Raw genomic sequence first — 19,277 nt, 5'->3', positions numbered from 1 at the left:
CCATGATGCCTGCTCTGTCCTTCACTCCCTCGATTTCGTAGCGTAAGGCTTTCAGCGGGCGGCGGAGTGCGCTTGGCGCCATGGCTGCCAACCCAAACCGGTAGCGGCCATGGCCCACCTCCTGCAGACCCTTGAGCGACCAGGGTCTGGTGGACGCATTCAGCGCTGGATCGCTGGCCTCGGGCTGTCTGCCCCGTTAATTTTCTTGCTTTTCGTGAATCCTGAGTAGCACTCGCCAGCCGCTACATCTTCAGGAATCAGCGACTCCGCATCCCGAAAAAGCGAATGGACGGCAGATAAACGCCGCTCATAGACTCGGCGCGTTCGGAGTGCATCGAAACACGTTCCCCATACGCACTGCACTCCTCCCATTCCAATAACTGGAGACATCCGTGACCGTCGTGCGTCTGTTAAGGCCCCTCATGGCCGCCTTCACCCTGCTCTTCAGCGCCTCGCTGGCCTTGGCTCAGAGCTATCCCGATCGGCCGATCAAGTTGGTCTTGCCATTCCCCGCAGGCAGCGCCACTGACGGCGTATCGCGCTTTCTTGCGGACGAGTTGCGCAAGAGCCTCGGCCAAACATTGGTGGTCGAAAACCGGGCCGGTGCCGATGGCATCATCGCCGCGCAAGCGGTCAAGGCCGCGCCGCCCGATGGCTACACACTGATGGTGAGCACCAATTCCGCGCACGGCACCAACCCCGCGCTGTACAACACGCTCCCCTACGATCCCGAGAAGGATTTCGAGCCTGTAGCCGGTATCATGAAGATCCCTCAGATGCTGGTGGTGCGCAAGGATTTTCCGGCCAGCGATGTGGCCGGCTTCATCAAATTGTCCAAGGAGCGGAGCGCGGCAAGCAAGCCTTTGTCTTTCGGCACCGGCAATACGTCAAGCCGGGTTGCCGGGGAGTTGCTGAAGGCGGCAGGAGGGCTTGAGTTGACCATCGCGCCCTACCGCGGCATGCCGCAAGTCATGACGGACCTGGTGGGGGGGCAGATAGATGTTTCGTTCTCTGACCCGTTCGCCGCAGCGGGCTTCATCAACGGTGGCCAGATCAAGGCGTTGGGCGTGAGCGATGCGACACGGGTGCCGCTACTGCCCAATATTCCCACCATGACTGAAGCAGGCTATCCCAGCGTGGCACTCGTGAGTTTTGTGGCGTTGTTTGCGCCTGCGAAAACCGACCCGGCCATCGTGAACCGTTTGAATGCCGAGGTGAACAAGATTCTCGCGAGCCCGCAAGGCAAGGACTACATTCAAAAGATGGGCGCCTCGGCGATGGTGACGAGCCCGGCTCAACTGCGCAGCTTTGTCTCGTCCGAGATTGCACGGTATGGCCAACTGATCAGTGCGGCGGGCATACCGAAAAAATAATTGAACCCGCTGCGCCCGCAGCGGGACAGCCACCAGACGGCGGCGCGCATCGACGGCTTATGCGCGGCGGCGCAGCTTCAGGAAAGCGAATGCGGCAGACAGCCCGGACAGCAGAATCAGGGTCCACTGCCCCAAGGTAGGTACCGCTGTGACAGCTGGTGGCACGACGACGGGCGGTGGCGCCTTTTCAATAAGGGTCAGCATGTTTTGATACCCCTCGTCATTGCTCTTGAAAAAATCCAGGGTATAGGTGGTGGAGCGGTAGGTCCTCGGAAGAGTGGGCACCGCGGCCTTCATCGCCGCGTACAGGGCCTGGTAAGCCGTGATGAGTGGACCTTCTGCACCATTTCTGAATACAGGGTCATACGTCGTGTCGGTCTCCATCTTCCCTGGCGTTGAACTGCCTGCGTAGGCGTTGATGCTGGCGGCGGTACCGTTGTAGTCGTTTCCGATTTCCCAAATCGCATATTGCATCGCCCGCCGCTGCGGCTCAGTTCCATTCTTGTAATAAGTCAAATAGAACTGATCGAGCAGCCAATGAGCCAAGGCAATCCCCGCCGTGCCCGAGCCGCCCTTGAGAGCACCAGACCCGGCTCCGCTGTCGTAGCTAACCTGCGTAAGGTCGAACGGCGCATCTGTTCCATGATCAAGGCAGATCAGCAGCACAGGCAAATCAGGGCTGTAGGGTGTTCCATCGGAATATTGCAGGTTATTCGATGTGAACGAATAGAGTTGATGTCCGGTCCAGGTGACAGTACCTGTCAGCAAGGCGGCCATGGACGAAATCGGCATCATCATGGCCAGAACCGCCATGGCGGTCAGGATCTTCTTTCGCATCGTTCTGCTCCTAGTGGGTAGATGTGAATGCGTCAATCCGTCTCCACCGGCAAAAAAGACCGGCCCCTCTTGAAGCTCGCACTGCAGACTCGCACAAGCCAACGCGCTTTCGCCTAAAGAACCCCACGCGAAATTGTTGACGAACGAACCAGTGCTTACTCTAACGTCTTAACGCCCACTTCCAAATTAGATTCTTTTACAAACCCTCTAATGTTTGCAAAAATTCAAACATCTTTGCTTTTAAATTTCATTTTGTGAACTATTTGGCGCTTCGGTAACTTACTTTAAGCGCCGCTCCATCCGCTGAAGCTCAGGCCGGACAGATCGAAAGGAAGCACCCATTCCCCTGTAAGCGCCTCGTATGCCCTGCGCGGCAGCGCTCACATCTGGTCTGCACGATTAAAAAATATCTCCTCAGAATTTAGAACTATTTTATTAAATTGCTAGAATCCAGCCCTTTTTCCAAATCAGATGAGGATTTCAGGGCCCGCCCTTGCCGTTGCCTGTGTAAGCTTCATGGTCACGCTACCCCTCTTAGCCATGGCCAACCAAGACGCCAGTGAAGCGAGTGATTTAAGTGAGGTTGTCGTCACCTCCGTCCACGCCCGCTCGCCTGTGCAAGTAGTCACTGATCCCAGGCAGCCGCGCCAGCCGATTCCGGCCAGTGACGCCGCGGACTATCTCAAGACCGTTCCGGGTTTTTCGGCTATTCGCAGTGGCGGTGCGAACAGCGATCCGGTGTTTCGCGGCCAGTTTGGCTCGCGCCTGCCGATCCTGACCAACGGTTCCACATTACTCGGCGCGTGCGGCTCGCGCATGGATGCGCCAAGCTCCTATATCTCGCCTGACACCTATGACCTGCTCACCGTGATCAAAGGGCCGCAGACCGTGATCTGGGGGCCAGGCGCCTCCGCAGGCGTGGTGCGCTTCGATCGCCTGCCACCTGCGTTCGTAGAGCCTGGTGTGCACTTTTCCGCCAGCCTGCTGGGTGCCACCGGAGGCCGCCACGATCAGACGGCAGAGCTGGAAGCCGGCAACTCTCGGATGTACCTACGCGGCACCACCAACCACTCCCAAGCGCAGGACTACAAGGACGGCAGTAGCCAGCGCATTCACTCGGGCTGGAAAAAATGGAATGCCGATCTCGCGCTGGGCTTCACACCGGACACCCGCACGCTGCTCGAGCTGAGCGCGGGCATGGGCAACGGCCATGCGCGCTATGCGAGCCGCAGCATGGATGGCGCACGGTTCCGCCGCGAGAGCTGGGGCGTGCGCTTCGAAAAGAAAAACATCAATGCTTGGCTCACCAAGCTGGAAGCGCAGGCCTATGCCAACCACATCGATCATGTGATGGACAACTACAGCTTGCGCCCATTCACGCCAAGCGGCGGCATGGCCATGCTCAGGGCCAGCAATGTGCAGCGGACCACCACAGGCGGCCGCCTGGCAGCCACCCTGCAACCGAAAGCAAGCTGGCAACTGATCACCGGCTTCGACGCCCAGCGCAGCCCGCTCGATTGGCGCGGCGGCACCCTTGCATCCCCCTACCAGGAGCGCCCCTGGATTGCCGAAGCCAAGCTCTCCGATCTGGGCTGGTTCGGCGAAGCCAGCTGGCAAGCCACGCAGCGCACCCGCTGGGTCGGCGGCTTGCGCCTGGATCATGCCAAGGCCCGGCGCTACCCCACTGGAGCGAGCGATCACCGAAGCCGCAGCGCCTTGCCCAGCGCGTTCATCCGGTGGGAGCAACAGCGCGAAAACGGCGCCACGGTCTACGCCGGACTGGGCCATGTTCAGCGCTTTCCGGATTACTGGGAACTGATCCCACCGGGCAACAGCGCCAGCGGCAGAGGCAATGCCTTCATCACGCTCAAGCCGGAAAAAACCACGCAGCTGGATCTGGGCGCTCACTGGACGGGCGAAGGCTGGCAGCTCTGGGCCTCAGGTTATGCAGGCGTGGTCAAGGACTACATTCTTTTCGACCATGCAGGACCCCGCTCAGCTGTCCGCAATGTGGATGCCGTCACCATCGGATTCGAACTTGGCGGTCAGTGCCAGTTGGCGTCCTCCTGGAAGGCACAGGCGACCGTCGCAGGCACATGGTCAAGAAACCGCACCGATGGCCGGCCGCTGCCGCAAATACCGCCCTCTGAGTTACGGGTAGGCCTCGACTATGCCGAAGGTCCCTGGAGCGCGGGCGGTCTTTGGCGTGTGGTGTCGGCGCAGCGCCGGTATGCCGTGGGACAAGGCAATGCCGTAGGCAAGGATTTTGGTGCGAGCAGTGGCTTTGGGGTACTTTCCCTCCATGCGAGCTACCGCCTTCATGCAAAATTCAAGCTGCTGGCTGGCGTGGACAACGTCTTCAACAAGACCTACGCGGAGCACCTGAATCTGGCCGGGAACGCCGGCTTCGGCTTTCCCGGCCAGACACGCATCAACGAACCAGGGCGCACCGTCTGGCTGAGGGCCGACATGCGGTTTTATTGAACCGGTATGAGCCAACCTGAAACCGGTCACGCTGAGCTTGTCGAAGCGCGGCGCAAGGCTTCGGCAAGCTCAGCCCGAACGGGATTTCAAGTTCAAAAATGCCGAATCAACAAGCAGAGTCGTGCCGGCCATTTCGCTTGTTTCTACGTGCCCACCCAGCCATGGCGGCAGCGATCAATGCCGTCAGCGCAATTCCCGCAGGCGTCAACCCAGGCACCGGCACGGTGCGCGGCGCGGCGCCCCCGCCTGTTGGCGTGATCGCCGTAGCGGTGGAGGCCGAGGGTCCCAGGCCGTTGGGGTGCTGCGCTTGCACAGTAAAGAGGTAGGGTGTACCGTTCTCCAACCCGGTGACCGTACAGCTTGTGGCGGGCGCGTCCACGGTGCAAGTCTGATTGCCAGGGCTGGACGTCACCAGATAACCATCCGGCGGATTGCCGCCCGTGTTGACGGGGGCGGTCCAGCTGATCACCGCCTGGGCATTGCCTGGTGTTCCACTGGGCGTACCAACGGGGTCAGTGAACCGGATCAGACGACCCCCGGATGGAACCCCATCGACGACCACTCGCGCCATGTACAGGCCCGCTGGCATCAGGCCCAGCACCGGCGAGGTAAAGCTGGTCTGGCTGTAGCTTGACGGCGTCAGGACAGTGATCGCGCCATTTTCCACGCGCTGGAGTTGAAGCGTGGGTAGGCTGAGGCCCGAGCCGCCCGAGAAACCAGCCCCAGTGAGCGTCAGCGCCGAACTGGCCCGCTGCAAAAGCGGCAATGCATCGACAACGGGCACGGGCCCCGGAGGCACGGCGGGGGTGTAGAGCTCCGTGTTGGCGTAGAAGATCGTCGAGGGATCAGAGGCGAACCCGCCTGCGAACAGCACGTCTCCGTTGGGCAGCAGATTGGCCGTCCCGAACGCACGCCCCACCCCCATGGAGCCAGCGCTCGACCAGGTACCGGTCGTGAAGTCATAGAGCTCCGCCGAAGGCGATGGCACTCTCGCATCATCGGACCCGCCAGCCACCAGTACCAGGCCAGAGGAAAGCACCGTACCGTAGCCCAGCGGCGATCCCATGGCGCCCGCATGGGGATCGCTCAGATTTCCCGTGGCGGTCCATGTGTTGGCCTGGACATCATAAATTTCCCCGGCGGTGGTCGCGCCACCGGCATCAGTACCACCTGCCATCAACGGTCTGCCGTCGGGCAGCAGGGCCATGCTGGCAAACTCGCGGGCGATCAGCGGAGGGGCTATCGAAGTCCAGGTCGCGGAAGCGGGATCATAGATTTCCGCGCTCGGCACCGGGCCAACAGCATCGCGTCCCCCAGCCACCAGGACACGGCCGTCGGGCAGCAGGATGGCACCGTGGGCATAGCGAACGGCCGACATGCTGGCGGTGGGTGCCCAGGTGCGAGTTTGCGGGTCATACAGCTCTGCTGAACTGAGGCCGTTCCCTCCCGCAACCAGCACCCTGCCATCGGGCAGCAGGGTCATGGAAGAAAGCTGGCGCGCCACCGTCTGCATCCCGCCCGCCAACCAGGCATTGGCCACAGGGTCGTACAAACGCGCACTCAGGCTTCCGTCGGTTCGCACCAGCACATGTCCCGTTCCAAGCGTGACCGCCTCTGTCACGTTCCCGGTGATGCCGGCGTCGCCGATCGAGGTCCAGGCTCCCGAGGAATAGCGCTCACTGCCAGTCACAAACCCCAGGGAGCTGACTCCCCCGAAGACGCCCACCGAGCCATCGTCCATCAAGGCGGCCGCGTGCTGGCCCCTGGCGGCAACCATGGGCGCCTCGGCATTCCAGCCTGGCGCAGCGGATGCGGCGGCCTGCCACAGCAATGCGGACAACCCTACGCCTGCCACTCGAAAAATCCGCTTCATGAGACCTCCTCCAAAGATTGTGAATCAGGGTCTGTCTGCCTTCGAACGCGCTCAGAACCTCCCCACCTTGCCGCGCAAATTACAGGACTTCCCGGGCCTTGTATGTCACCCTTTAGGGCTACAAGGCGACAGAGGCTCAGGAGGAAAAGCCCTCTTGCCTCCTCCAGAAATCATTGGGCACAATCTGCGGGAATACAGGAAAACCAAATGCCTACAAATAATACTGAGAATACTGAGGCTCAAAATACTGCCCTGATCAGATCCAGGCCGTGCCCACCCTCTCGGCTGGCCGCCATGCTGGCCTGGGGCTCAGCGGCCTTGATCGCAGCAACACCGGCATCGGGCCAAACCATCACCACCGTGCCCATGGCCGATCCCGCCACAGTGGCTTCCGTGCCCACCGGGGGTTCTGGATGCTGGCGCTGCTGGTCAGCCTGCTGGCCGCCGCCGGGTCGTGGGCAATCCGCTCAGGCCGCGCCCAACGTGCGGCGCGGTTCTTCTGTGGATTGGTGGTATTGGCATCAGGGGTGATGGTGGCAAGCTACAACCCATCGGTGCGTGCGGCACTGGCACCCTGGATGCTTTCATTCACCCAGGCTCAAGGGGAAACGATGGCTATTCCCATCCTGCCCTCCCCTTCAGAAGGAACACCCACGGATTTCGCGCCAGTGCAGTTCACTAATGCGAGCAGCAACAAGCTCCGTATTGCCGAGATCACATCCCCCGAGAGCCCCGCCGTCTGCTTTCCCGCGGGCCCTCCGGGAAGCCTGCCAACGACACCTCTGCCCGAAGGGGTGCCTGTCTGCACGGTAGATTTACAGCTTGAGAAGAACGCGAGTTGCGTGGTGGATGTCGCTGCCATGTGCGCGCAAGGCGTGGCCGCGATCAGCGTCTTGCCCCAAAGCCTGAGCTTTGAAGCCACCAGCACCGGCATCCTCACGGTCACGTCCGATCCCGCCTCATTGCTGACTGCCCAGAATGTGAACGTCACCATTCCTGGTGGCAGCAGTCTCCTCGTGCAGAGCACCACCTGCTCCGCCTCGCTCGCGCCGGGCGCATCATGCACGATCACACTGGCAAGCCTCACGGCGCAAGCATCCACGGACATCACGATTGCGGGTGACAACACCAACACGGTCACAGCCGCCGTCACCGTGGAGCAAGCGCCCGTCAGTACGTACACGGTGGGCGGCATCATCTCAGGCTTGGCTGCAGGTGAAAGCCTGGTGCTGCAAAACAACGGCGCCGACAACCTGGCTCAGTGCAGTGGCGATTCTTCATTTACCTTCTCCACGCCTGTTGCCGAAGGAAGCCCTTACAACGTGACCGTGCTGCAGCAGCCTGCAGGGCAAACCTGCACGGTTTCGAATGGCTCGGGCGTCATGAATGGCGCCAACGTGACCAACGTGATCGTCAACTGCACGGCTGATCTCGGAAACACGCTGGCCGCCAAACTTCAGGGATGGGGTTGCTAGAAACCAGACGGGTCAGGCATCGCCACAGATCCAGGCCATGCGAACAGGGGCGGCTTTCTGGCTGTGAACCGGTTCACGGCTTCACGGTGGTAGTCACTGGCCAAGGCCATCGCCTGCGCATCCACCTCCTGTTCCAGCAAATCATCCAAGGTGCAGTTCAACGATTGATCGAGGATGCCTTTGGCCGAAGCCAGTGCCAAGGGTGATGCATGGCACAGTGAAGCGGCGATCGCGGTGGCCCGATCCAGTAAGGCATCGCTCGGAAGCACTTCCATGGCAAGGCCCAGCGCGTGCGCTTCCGCCGCATGCAGCTCACGCGCGGAAAAGACGATCTCCTTGGCCCGCTGCACACCCACCACTCGAGGCAAGGTGTAGAGCGCGCCGCAGTCGGGAATCAGCCCCACCCGGCCGAACACCATGGAAAGCCGCGCCCGCTCTCCAAGCAGGACCATATCCGCCAGCAACAGCAGGCTGAAGCCCGCCCCGAAGGCCACGCCATCCGCAGCGGCGATCACCGGCCGGTCGAAATCTCGCAAGGCTTTGGTCATGCGAAGGTAGCGCGCCATGCCCTCGCGGGCTTCGCCAACGCCGCGGGGCCCAGCCTTATGCATCCCCTTGACGTCGCCGCCCGCGCAGAAGTTGCCGCCAGCACCATGCAACACGAGTACGCGGACGTCCTTGCGCGGTTGAAGCGCCAGGAGCGTATCCGCGAACTCATCCGCCATCTGGCGGCTGATCGCATTCATGACCGCAGGGCGGTTCAAAGTGACGCGGACCACCCCCTCGTGCTCGGTCAGTATCAAGGTCTCCGGACTCGGCATATACAGCTCCCTCCAAGGTTCAGACCACGCCATTCGCATGCAGTGCAGCCGCCGCAGCGTGGTCGAGACCCAGCACCTCGCGCAACACCTCCTGCGTGTGCTGCCCCAGTACCGGCGGCGCCATCGGGGCACGATCGGCCACGCCGGCAAAGCGTATGGGACTGCCGTAGAAATTCGTAGGTCCTGCCTGCGCGTGCTCGGCCGTGATCGTGAGTCCGCGGTGCCGCACCTGTGGGTCCGCGAACACTTCCGGATAGGTGTTGACGGGCCCGCTCGGAATGCCCGCCGATTTCAATGCCGCCAGCAAATCAGTCGAGGGCCATTGCTCGGTGATCGCACCGAAGGTGGCCGCGAGCTCGCGGCGGTGGCGCAAGCGGTCGCTGTTGGTGGCGAAGCGCGAATCCGAGGCCAGTTCAGGGTGGCCCAGTACCTCGCAGAAATCTCGGTACTGGCTCTCGCTGCCGCAGATCACGATGATGCTGCGGTCGCGGCAAGCGAACGCCTGGGATGGCAGGCCACCGTTGCCCTCAGTGCCGCGGCGTGGCGGCACGTTGTGGGTGGCGAGGTAGGTGGCCACATAGTGCGATTGGGCGGCGATGGTGCTGTCGAGCAGGGCGATGTCGATGTGGGCGCCCTCCCCCGAATGGGTATCGCGTTCGTACAGCGCCGCCAGCACACCCGCCGTCGCAAACTGGCCAGCCATGAAATCCGCCAGGCTGGGGCCCGTCTTCATCGGACCGCCTCCCGGCTCGCCATCGGGCAAGCCTGTGACGGCCATCAAGCCGCTCATGGCCTGGAACACGGTGTCGTAACCGGGCTGCTTGCTGCTGGGCCCACTTTGTCCGAACCCCGTGACAGAGCAATAAATTAACCGGGGATTCACGCGCCGCAAAGACTCGTAATCGAGCCCATAGCGCTCCAGGTCACCCACCTTGTAGTTCTCGATCAGCACGTCGCTTTTCTCGACCAGGCGGCGCACCAGGTCCTGCCCTTCAGGGCGCGCAAAATCGATGGTCACCGAGCGCTTGTTGCGGTTGGCCGAAAGATACATGGGAGATTCGCGCGTGTCGCCACCTTCGCGATCCTTGAGAAAAGGAGGGCCCCAGCGGCGCGCTTCGTCGCCACGGCCAGGACGTTCCACCTTGATGACTTCAGCACCAAGGTCACCCAGCGACTGCGCCGCCAGGGGCGCCGCGAGGATCCGGCTGAGGTCGAGGACCTGGATGCCGGTAAGAGGCAAGCGTTTCAAGATCTGATCCTTCCTGAAGTCAAGCGCACCAGATCTGCTGTGCGGCGAGTTGGAATTGATGCTCGCAAGCGCCCAGCTCCGACTGCAAGCGCTTGGCACGATACGTCCATCGATGCAACGGATGCTCCAGCGTGAGCCCCATCGCGCCCATGAACTGGTGGAGGTCGTAGGCGACCTGGCGAACCGCTTGCTGTGCCTGGCCTGCAGCCATCGCAGCCGGCACGTTGCCCGAAGCCGCCGCCAACGTCATCCACCGCACGCCCTCGACCGTCACCGCGTTGTGGGCCAAACGGTGCTGCACCCCCTGAAAACTGCCCAGTGGCCGTCCGAACTGGCGCCGGTCGCTCACGTGCTGTACCACGCTGGCCAGTGAAGCCGACAAGCAACCCGCGATCTCCGCCGCGATGGCCACCCGCCACAGATCCAGGCATTCGGCGGGTTCGGCATCCAGCCGCTGCCAATCCAGCGTCTCGGGCGCGGCCAGCACACCCATCGGATAAGCCCATGGACTCTCGATCTCACGTGCATCGCCTGGTGCGAGGTGAGCGGCGAACACGCCATCAGCCTCGATCGCGACGGCGCATGCGGCTTGTGCCAGAAAGCGCGCGGGCAAGTCCCGCCCGCCCTCGAGCACCGCACAGACCCGGGGTAGCCCCCAACGCGGCGCCAGCAGCGCAGAAGCGCCAAGCTCGGTGCAGAACGGCAAGCGGGCCAAGGCCATCACCATCGCCACGGCGGCCACCGGCCCCAGCCCTTCGGTGACCACGGTTTCGAAGTAGCCGCCCTGCATCAGGTCACGATCAAGCTCGGCACTGCATTCGATGCGCGTTGGTGCGAGCGGGCGCGCCAGGTGCCGCGCGATGATCTGCTCGATGGCATCGAGCAGATGGCGTTGGTCATCAGTGAAGTCAAAATTCATGCACGGGCCTCGCGCGGCAGCTTCAGGAACTCCTGCGCCACCAGATTGAGTTGGATCTCGGCTGCGCCCGAGGCGATGCCGGCCGCGATCGCGCGTTCATGGTGCGACAGATGCAGCGGAAATTCATGGCCGCAATAGGTGTCCGGCAAAAACGAAAGCCCAAAGTCAGACACCTGGTGGTCCGCGGCGATCACCGCTGTACGCGCCACGTTGGCATCCGCGGTGGGCGGCAGGCCGCGTGCCCGCTGGTCGATCACACGGTAGACCAGCAACCGCGCCGCCTCGCAGGCGGCCAGAGCCTGGCCGGCACGTGCCTGCACCACCGAGTCATCAAAGCGGCCGTGGCTCTGCAGGCGCTTCACCATGCCGTCGAGCACACGGCGGGAAAAGGCATAGCGCGCGATGCCCACGCGCTCGTGCGACAACGCCCAGCCAATGATGGGCCAAGCCTGCCCTTCCTCGCCCAACCGCGCAGCATCCGGTACCCGCACATCGTCGAAGAAGACCTCGTGGATATCACCTTCCCCAATCAGCGAGGGGATGGCACGCACAGTGATGCCGGGCGTATCCATGGGCACGAGAAAAATGCAGATGCCCTGGCGGCCCACACCGCCGGTTCGAGCGAGCAAGAAGCAATGCTGCGCCAGGCCGGCATACGAGGTCCAGATCTTGGAGCCGTTGATCACATAGCCATCACCTCGGCGCTCGGCACGTGTGCGCAAGGCTGCAAGGTCCGATCCGGCCGACGGCTCGGAAAAACCCTGGCACCAGATCGCCCGGCCCGCCGCCATCGGTGACAGGAAGCGCTGTTGCTGCTCGCGGGAGCCGAACTTCATGATCGTCTGGCCAATGAAGTTGACGTTCATGTACTGGGATCCGCGCGGCTCACCCGCAGCCCAAAGCTCCTCGCCAATAATGAAATGATGCCAAGGCGGTGCGCCGCTACCGCCATGCTCCACGGGCCAATGCGGCACCAGCAAGCCTTCGCGGGCCAACTTGGGGCAAAAATCGAGCGAGAACGCCGTCTGCCCGGGGCTGCCTGGGCCATGCCGGCTGATGCTGTCCCAATCAGGGGTAGTTCGCGAGCCAGCAGATCGCGCACACGCTGGCGCAATGCGGCCTGCTCCGAAGACCATGAAAAATCCATCCTGGTTTCCTTGAAATCAGATAGCGGCAGGCTCCGCGTCGCGGTAAACCTTGGCCAAATAGCTCAGATAGCCCATGGGCACAAAACTGCCGCCGTTGACGCCAATCACTGTCCCGCTGGTCCAGGCCGAGGCATCGCTCACCAGATAGACACACAACGGGCCGATGTCCTCGGGCCGTCCGAGGCGCTGCAGCGGCACAGTTTCCACCTGGCGGCGTATGCGCCCGGGTGAGTTGAACGTTTTCGCGAGCTCCTCAGTCAACACCACGCCTGGCGCCACCGCATTGACGCGGATGCCCCGGTGGCCCCACTCCGCCGCCATGGTGCGCGTCAGGTTTTCCATCGCTGCCTTGGCGGCTCCGTAATGGCCGGTGCCCGGATTCGGATAGGAAGCGCTGCGCGAGGTGATATTGATAATGGAGCCCCCACAGACCATGGCCCGCGCGGCAGCTTGCCCGGCAAAAAATGCGGCCTTGAGATTGAGATCGAGCACGCGATCCCATTGCGCCTCCCCAACCTCATCGAGCGGCCCGACGTCGGATGGGCTGGCGCTGCCCGCATTGTTGATCCAGCCGTCGATGGCACCATAGCGTTCCAGCGTGGCGGCAATGAGATGCTCGCGGTCTGCTGTCCGGGTGATGTCGCCCGCCACGGCAAGCGCCGATGCGCCCAGGGTTTGTATCGCCTCAGCGGTATCGGCCAGCGCTTCGAAGGAGCGGCCAGCCACCACGACGTTGGCACCGTGGCGCGCCATGGCTTCCGAGATACCTCGGCCGATGCCTTTGCCGCCACCGGTAACCACCACCGTCTTGCCGGCGAGCGAGAACAGATTCGGCGCCCTCATTGCGGTTCGTAGCCAATCTGCTTGGCGGCTGAGGCCCACATATCCTGCTCGGCCTTGACCGCCTTCGCATGCACGCCGGCGCCCCCACCCACAGGTACTACGCCCGCCTGCGCCAGGCGCTCCCGGATGGATGGGTCCTTGAGGACCTCGTTGTAGGCGGCATTGAGTTTTTCGACGATGGCATCAGGTGTTCCCGCCGGTGCCCAGATGCCATAGGAAAACGCGAAGACAAGGTCTTTCACGCCCACTTCGGCCAGCGTGGGCACATCGGGCAACGAAGGCGAACGCTCCTGGCTGCCGTGCGCGATCGCCCTGATCTTGCCGGTCTTGATCATGCCGAGATAGAAAACCGGCACGTCGATGCCCATCTGGATCTCATTGGCCATCAGCGCCGCAGCCACTTGCGTGGAGCCCTTGTAGGGAATGGCCACGGCCTCGAAGCCCGCCTTGGACTTGAGCATCTCTGTCGACAGCAAGATGCTGCCCGCGGTGTGCGAGTAATTCAGCTTTCCTGGATTGGCCTTGGCATAGGCCAGAAATTCGGCGAAGTTATGCACGGGCATGGAGCCAGGAACCATCAGCGTCATGCCGCCACGCGCAATACTCACCACCGACTTCAACGACTTGAGAATGTCGAACTTCAAGTCCTTGATGAGCACGGGTGTCAGACTACCGCCGCCCAGCCACAGCATGGTGTAGCCGTCAGCCGGCGCCTGCGCCACATAGCTGGATCCAATGATGGCGGCACCGCCGGGCTTGTTTTCCACGATCACGGGCTGCTTGAGCACTTCCCCCAGTTTTTCTGCGAAAGCACGCGCCATCACGTCCGAACCGCCAGCCGCGAAGGGCACCACCAGGCGCAGAGGTTTGTTCGGAAAATCAGCTTGCGCCCAAGCACTCGCCGAAAGTCCAGCGAGCGCCAGAAATGCCGCACCCGTGCGCGCGAGCCAGCGGCGGCGCGGAGATGCGGATGAGCGGCGGATCTGTTTATCTGACACGGCATATCTCCTGTTTCAAATTATGGAACATATTTTTTGATGCATGGCCATACAGCTCAATGCATCTGGAATTCAAAAATTCTATTTACCTCTCTCAAAAACTGAAACAGCAGATCGCAAAAGCAAGGGAAAACACAATTCATATGTTCCATAATGCGGCCATATGAAGAAAACCGCATCTGAGCAGCCCGCCGTGGCCGCCACACCGCAGCACGCGGATGGCACCCAGGCGGTACGCCGTGCCGCCGGCATCCTGCGAGCCATCGCACAGGCCAATGCCGGCGGCAGCACGCTGGCGGAAGTCTCCAGGCGCATGGACCTGCCACGGTCCACCGTGCATCGAATCCTCGGCTGCCTGGTCGAAGAAGGTTTTGTCGAACGCGCGACCGACCGGCTCTACCGGATGGGCCCGCTCATTCATGAACTTGGCCTCACGCCCACAGTGGGCGCTGAAGATGTGCGCCGCTGGCACCATGCCGTGGAAGCGGTGGCGAGACGCACGGGAGTCACGTCGTACCTGATGCGCCGCAGCGGTGTCGAAGCGGTGTGCCTGGTCAAGGTCGACGGAAATGCCGTCGTGCGCTTCGTCCCCGTGGATGTTGGCCAGCGCCGCTTGCTGGGTGTGGGCGCAGGTGCCACCGCCTTGCTGGCCGCACTCGATCCGGCTCAGACAGAGCGCATCATTCAGTCCATTGCCCCCAGCCTGACGCGCTACCCAAGGCTGAGCCCGGAGCATTTGCGCAGCGCCGCCGCGCTGGCACGCCGCAGCGGCTTCGCGATCAGCCAGGGCACCGTGGTGGAGGGCGGCTTTGGAATGGGCCGTGCCCTGCCCAGCGCCCAAGGCGCACCGCACCTCGCCATCAGCATCGCTGTCCATGCCACCATGGTCACCGAGTCCCGTATCGCAGCCTGGAAAGAAATCATCGCGGAAGAAATCGATGCCGGCGGACATGAGAGCGTGGACTGAACCCGGACAAGCCGGATCAACCCCGAGCGCCGCGATCCGCGTACACGCCATCGGCGCAGCTTCACGAAAACCTCCGTCCGAGCCGCTACCATACTCCCATGCCCGCCTATACTTTCGAGGCTCTTCAAGCCGACGGCAAGACCCGCAAGGGTGTCATCGAGGCCGACACCGCCAAGTCGGCCCGCTCGCTTTTGCGCGGGCAGGCATTGGTGCCGCTCAGTGTTGATCCAGTGGCGGATGGCGGAGCGGCGGGGCTCCTGTCGAAACCCATCATCGGCGGCCGCACCTTCAGTTCCACCCAACTGGCCATCTGGACACGCCAGCTCGCCGGGCTGGTGGCTTCCGGCCTGCCGCTGGAGCGCTCTCTCACCGCGCTGGCCGACGAAGCCGAAGACGACAAGCAGCGCAACCTGATCGCCGCCCTGCGCTCCGAGGTCAACGCCGGCTCGCCGCTGGCCAAGGCCATGATGCAGCATCCGCGCGAGTTCTCGCAGGTCTACACCGCCGTCATCGCGGCGGGCGAGCAAGGCGGGCACCTGGGGACCGTCCTGGAGCGCCTGGCCGATGACCTGGAAGAGCGCCAGGCCCTGAAAGCCAAGTTGATCGGCGCAGCGCTATATCCCGCCATCGTCACCGTGGTGGCGATCGTGATCGTGATCTTTCTCGTGAGCTACGTCGTGCCCCAGGTGGCTACCGTGTTCGCCGGCACCAAGCACGCCTTGCCATGGCTCACGGTGGCCATGCTGGCCATCAGCGATTTCGTGCGCAACTGGGGCTGGTGGATGCTGGGCGCCGTGGTGCTCGTGGCGGCCTTCACCAAGTGGGCGCTGGCGCGGCCGCTGCTGCGCCAGGAGTTCGATGCGGCCTGGCTGAACCTGCCCGTCGTCGGGCGGCTCGCGCGCGGCTACAACTCAGCGCGATTTGCCAGTACCCTGGCCATGCTGGCAGGATCGGGCGTGCCCATCCTGAGGGCCCTGCAAGCGGCCGCCGAAACCCTGAACAACACCGCCATGCGCGCCGACGCCGAAGACGCCCTGGTGCTGGTGCGCGAAGGCGCGCCGCTGGCTTCGGCCATGGCGCAGAAAAAGCGCTTTCCTGGCCTATTGTCCATGTTCGCCCGCCTGGGCGAGCAGACCGGCCAGTTGCCCATCATGCTGCAGCGCGCGGCCAATCAGCTCTCTGCCGAAGTGCAGCGCCGCGCCATGCAGTTGGCCACCATCCTGGAGCCGCTTCTGATTGTCGCCATGGGCATCGTCGTGATGTTGATCGTTCTGGCCGTGATGCTGCCGATCATTCAGCTCAATCAGTGGGTCAAATAACATAACCCCGTTTCCACCATGCCACCGTCGCTTCAGGATCAACTCGTCGTCGCCATCTCCTCGCGCGCGCTTTTCGATTTCGAGGAGGAGAACCGGCTGTTCGAAGCCGGGGATGCCGCTGCGTATATGCGCACCCAGCTTGAGCGCATCGACGTCCCGGCCAAGCCGGGCGTGGCGTTCTCGCTGGTGCGCAAGCTGCTCGCCTTCAACGAACCTGGTCAGCACCGGGTAGAGGTCGTGATCCTTTCACGCAACGATCCGGTGAGCGGCATGCGTGTGTTCCGCAGCGCGGCGGCGGCCGGCATCTCACTGGAGCGCGGTGTCTTCACGCAGGGCCGCGATCCGTTCCGCTATCTGCGCCCGCTCGGCGCGCACCTGTTCCTTTCCGCCAATGAAGCGGATGTGCGGCAAGCACTGAGCCTTGGCTTTCCGGCTGCGCGTGTGGTGACCGATTCGGCGCAAGCCATGGGCAACCATGCGGATGAAGTCCGCATTGCCTTCGACGGCGATGCCGTGCTGTTCGCCGATGAAGCCGAGCAAGTGTTCCAGAAAAAAGGCCTCGCCGCTTTCCAGGCACATGAAAAACGCAAGGCCGCGTTGCCGCTGCCGGATGGGCCTTTCAAGCCACTGCTTTCGGCGCTGCACCGGTTGCAACAATCGAGTGGCGGCGCCATGCGGCTCCGTACCGTGCTGGTCACGGCGCGCAGCGCACCCGCGCACGAGCGCGCCATTCGCACGCTGATGCACTGGGGCGTGGGGGTGGACGAAGCCATGTTCCTGGGCGGCCTGCCCAAGGGTGAATTCCTGCGCGAATTCGAACCGGATTTCTTCTTCGACGACCAAACAGGCCACATCGAGCACGCCGCGCGCCATGTGCCAGCCGGTCATGTGGCCAGCGGTGTTACAAACCCCGGCCATGCGCGGGAACTGACCGCGCTGGCACAGACCAAAGTTGAATGAGTTTCAAAGCATCCGTCGTTACCACCTTCGTCGTTTTTTCCTGTGTGGCTTTCAGCAGTCAGGTGCTGGCCCAATCAAAACCGGCCGTATCCGCCGCCGCACCAGCCTCGGCCGCCTCAGAGCAAGCACCTGCCAACAAGGGTGAAGAGCAAGCCCTCCGCTGGTTCCGCATGCTGGATACCAACAATGACGGTGTCCTGTCGAAAGACGAAGTCGCCTGGATCACCCGCATCAGGCCCGCATTGGCCGAAGAATTCAAGGCCGCTGACGCCAACCACGATGGTTATGTCACGCAGGATGAAATTCGCGCCCTGGCGGATCAGCGCCGTGCTGAGCGCGAAGCACGCCGCCTGAAGGAGCAACGCAACCAGGATTCCGCATCCGGCGCCGTTTCCACACAGTAAATTTTGTAAGACCGTCGCCGATCTCCTCCCGCGGCTCGTTGTATTGGGACATCCTGGAACCCTTTTCCAACGGAATACTTATGAACCGGCTCCTGGGCTCATGTGCGGCCGCCATTCTCGCCTGCCTGGGCTTGCTGGGCAGTGCCGCAGCAGAAACCCGCCAATCCGATGCAGATGCATGGCGCGCGCTTTCCCGCCTCGGCTATGGTCCCACGCCAGCCTTGGTTGCGCAGGTGCAGCGAGCCGGCGGGCCGCGCGCATGGGCGCTGCGCGAGATCGATCAGGCGCTTGCCGCGAGCCGACGCCCTGCTCAGCTCGAACCAGCCGTTGCCGAATTCAACGCGCCGCTGCCGGAGATCTTTGCCAATTACCGGGCTGAGCAAGCGGCACGCCGTGAAAAACGCGCAGACGAGCAGGCAGCCTCCGTCTCGGCACCGCCCATGTCCGCGCCTTCCGCGCAGCCCATGCCCGCCGATGATCCCCGCCTCGCCTACAGCAACCGCATGGCCCGCGAATCCGCCGCGTGGCGACTGACCACATGCAGCCGCCCCGATATCGAAAACCCCTTGCTGGCACGCCTGACCGAATTCTGGTTCAATCACCTCAACGTCTCGGCGGACAAGGGCTCCGTCAAACCCTTCGTGGGCAGCTATGTGCTCAACGCCATCCGTCCGCATGTGTTGGGCCGCTTCGATGAACTGCTGCTTGCCAGCAGCCGCCACCCGGCCATGCTCTATTACCTCGACCAAGCCCAAAGCGTCGCCGACGGTACCATCCAAGGCAAGCAGCGCCGCGGCCTGAATGAAAACTACGCGCGCGAACTGATGGAGTTGCATACGCTGGGCGTACACGGTGGCTATACCCAGCAGGATGTGCATGAGTTGGCACGCATACTCACCGGCTGGACGGTAGCCCCTCAGCAGCCCGAAGGTTTCCGCTTCGCCCCGCGGCTGCATGACGCGCAACCCAAAACGCTGCTGGGTCAGACCTTCGTCTCCGCCAAGCCGCTGCAAGGCGAAGAAGAAGGCATCGCCGCCATCCGCTTGCTGGCAGCACAACCGGCCACGGCGCGGCGTATCGCCCTGAGGCTGGCGCAGTGGTTCGTGGCCGACGAACCACCGCCCGCCCTGGTGAAGAAGTTGGCCCGGAGCTTCGAATCCAGCCAGGGTGATCTGCGCGCGATCATGCGAACCCTGGCAGCCTCGCCAGCCTTCTGGGACCCGGCCAACAAGCTGTTCAAGACCCCTTACGACTATGTCTGCTCGGTCCTGACCGCCGCGGGCGGGGCCCAAGATGACCGCGGAATCAATCAGGCACTGGGCGCCCTCAATGGCGCCGGCCAAGGCATTCACCGCTGGTCCACACCAGACGGCTACAAATCCGATGCTGCCACCTGGCTGGCGCCCGAAGCTCTGGCCCGCCGTGCCGACTATGCCATGGCGGTCGCCCGCCGCGAGCCGTCATTGGACTACCTCACGCCCTTCATACAACCGGCCACCATGCAGAGGATCGATGCACAGCCGCCCAGGCTGCGTGCCGGCCTGCTGCTGGCCAGCCCCGACTTCATGGCCAAGTAAAAGCAAAAGCGCACTCCTCAATGGAAGGCC

General features: G+C 62.9%; 16 protein-coding genes. 8 read left to right on the top strand and 8 right to left on the bottom strand.

Going from position 1 to position 19,277, the window contains the following annotated elements:
- The first annotated feature begins 392 nt into the window (after window positions 1-392).
- Complete coding sequence (locus WJU18_RS09910) at window positions 393-1,373, top strand: Bug family tripartite tricarboxylate transporter substrate binding protein (protein ID WP_423459911.1); 981 nt, start codon at window positions 393-395, stop codon at window positions 1,371-1,373.
- Window positions 1,374-1,430: 57 nt separating this feature from the next.
- Here WJU18_RS09910 and WJU18_RS09905 read toward each other — a convergent pair whose 3' ends face one another.
- Window positions 1,431-2,210, bottom strand: coding sequence for an IPTL-CTERM sorting domain-containing protein (locus WJU18_RS09905; protein ID WP_423459910.1), 780 nt, complete (start codon window positions 2,208-2,210; stop codon window positions 1,431-1,433).
- 471 nt (window positions 2,211-2,681) lie between these two features.
- Between WJU18_RS09905 and WJU18_RS09900 the strand changes: the two genes are divergently transcribed.
- The gene (locus WJU18_RS09900) at window positions 2,682-4,694 is read left to right on the top strand and encodes a TonB-dependent copper receptor (RefSeq protein WP_423459909.1); all 2,013 of its coding nucleotides are present in this window, start codon (window positions 2,682-2,684) and stop codon (window positions 4,692-4,694) included.
- 106 nt (window positions 4,695-4,800) lie between these two features.
- Here the strand turns inward: WJU18_RS09900 and WJU18_RS09895 are convergent, their stop codons facing one another.
- Window positions 4,801-6,567, bottom strand: coding sequence for a kelch repeat-containing protein (locus WJU18_RS09895; protein WP_423459908.1), 1,767 nt, complete (start codon window positions 6,565-6,567; stop codon window positions 4,801-4,803).
- Window positions 6,568-6,836: 269 nt separating this feature from the next.
- Between WJU18_RS09895 and WJU18_RS09890 the strand changes: the two genes are divergently transcribed.
- Window positions 6,837-8,042 carry a midcut-by-XrtH protein gene (locus WJU18_RS09890; protein ID WP_423459907.1) on the top strand — a complete coding sequence of 402 codons (1,206 nt, stop codon included), beginning with the start codon at window positions 6,837-6,839 and terminating at the stop codon, window positions 8,040-8,042.
- On the opposite strand, the gene WJU18_RS09885 is transcribed toward WJU18_RS09890, so the two are convergent.
- Genes WJU18_RS09885 through WJU18_RS09860 form a run of 6 tightly spaced genes read right to left on the bottom strand, consistent with a single transcriptional unit; the run spans window position 8,039 to window position 14,020 of the window.
- Window positions 8,039-8,863, bottom strand: a complete 825-nt coding sequence (locus tag WJU18_RS09885) for an enoyl-CoA hydratase/isomerase family protein (RefSeq protein ID WP_423459906.1) — start codon at window positions 8,861-8,863, stop codon at window positions 8,039-8,041. The two genes, WJU18_RS09890 and WJU18_RS09885, sit on opposite strands and share 4 nt — an antisense overlap.
- 19 nt (window positions 8,864-8,882) lie before the next feature.
- On the bottom strand, window positions 8,883-10,112 hold the full coding sequence (locus WJU18_RS09880; RefSeq protein ID WP_423459905.1) for a CaiB/BaiF CoA transferase family protein: 1,230 nt from the start codon (window positions 10,110-10,112) through the stop codon (window positions 8,883-8,885).
- Between the two features lie 19 nt (window positions 10,113-10,131).
- Window positions 10,132-11,031 (bottom strand): acyl-CoA dehydrogenase family protein, encoded by a 900-nt coding sequence (locus WJU18_RS09875; protein ID WP_423459904.1) that lies wholly within the window; start codon window positions 11,029-11,031, stop codon window positions 10,132-10,134.
- On the bottom strand, window positions 11,028-12,167 hold the full coding sequence (locus tag WJU18_RS09870) for an acyl-CoA dehydrogenase family protein (protein WP_423459903.1): 1,140 nt from the start codon (window positions 12,165-12,167) through the stop codon (window positions 11,028-11,030). Before WJU18_RS09870 ends, WJU18_RS09875 begins: the two co-directional genes overlap by 4 nt.
- A gap of 27 nt (window positions 12,168-12,194) precedes the next feature.
- A complete protein-coding gene (locus WJU18_RS09865) occupies window positions 12,195-13,022 on the bottom strand; it encodes an SDR family NAD(P)-dependent oxidoreductase (RefSeq protein WP_423459902.1) in 828 nt (275 codons plus the stop codon).
- Window positions 13,019-14,020: a Bug family tripartite tricarboxylate transporter substrate binding protein gene (locus WJU18_RS09860; RefSeq protein WP_423459901.1), complete on the bottom strand. Its 1,002-nt coding sequence runs from the start codon at window positions 14,018-14,020 to the stop codon at window positions 13,019-13,021. Before WJU18_RS09860 ends, WJU18_RS09865 begins: the two co-directional genes overlap by 4 nt.
- Window positions 14,021-14,183: 163 nt before the next feature.
- Between WJU18_RS09860 and WJU18_RS09855 the strand changes: the two genes are divergently transcribed.
- The 5 genes from WJU18_RS09855 (at window position 14,184) to WJU18_RS09835 (ending at window position 19,247) form a co-directional block, all read left to right on the top strand.
- Window positions 14,184-14,987, top strand: a complete 804-nt coding sequence (locus tag WJU18_RS09855; RefSeq protein ID WP_423459900.1) for an IclR family transcriptional regulator — start codon at window positions 14,184-14,186, stop codon at window positions 14,985-14,987.
- 98 nt (window positions 14,988-15,085) lie between these two features.
- On the top strand, window positions 15,086-16,306 hold the full coding sequence (gspF, locus tag WJU18_RS09850; RefSeq protein WP_423459899.1) for a type II secretion system inner membrane protein GspF: 1,221 nt from the start codon (window positions 15,086-15,088) through the stop codon (window positions 16,304-16,306).
- 18 nt (window positions 16,307-16,324) lie between these two features.
- Window positions 16,325-17,266, top strand: a complete 942-nt coding sequence (locus WJU18_RS09845) for a 5'-nucleotidase (RefSeq protein ID WP_423459898.1) — start codon at window positions 16,325-16,327, stop codon at window positions 17,264-17,266.
- On the top strand, window positions 17,263-17,670 hold the full coding sequence (locus WJU18_RS09840) for an EF-hand domain-containing protein (protein WP_423459897.1): 408 nt from the start codon (window positions 17,263-17,265) through the stop codon (window positions 17,668-17,670). The genes WJU18_RS09845 and WJU18_RS09840 overlap by 4 nt, the downstream gene beginning before the upstream one ends.
- 80 nt (window positions 17,671-17,750) lie before the next feature.
- On the top strand, window positions 17,751-19,247 hold the full coding sequence (locus WJU18_RS09835; RefSeq protein ID WP_423459896.1) for a DUF1800 domain-containing protein: 1,497 nt from the start codon (window positions 17,751-17,753) through the stop codon (window positions 19,245-19,247).
- Window positions 19,248-19,277 lie beyond the last annotated feature (30 nt).

The sequence above is a fragment of the Ottowia sp. VDI28 genome, assembly GCF_049532675.1.
Classification (GTDB): Bacteria; Pseudomonadota; Gammaproteobacteria; order Burkholderiales; family Burkholderiaceae_C; genus Ottowia.
The sequence above is the reverse complement of the archived record's forward strand: the minus strand, read 5'-3'. Positions and strand labels throughout refer to the sequence as shown.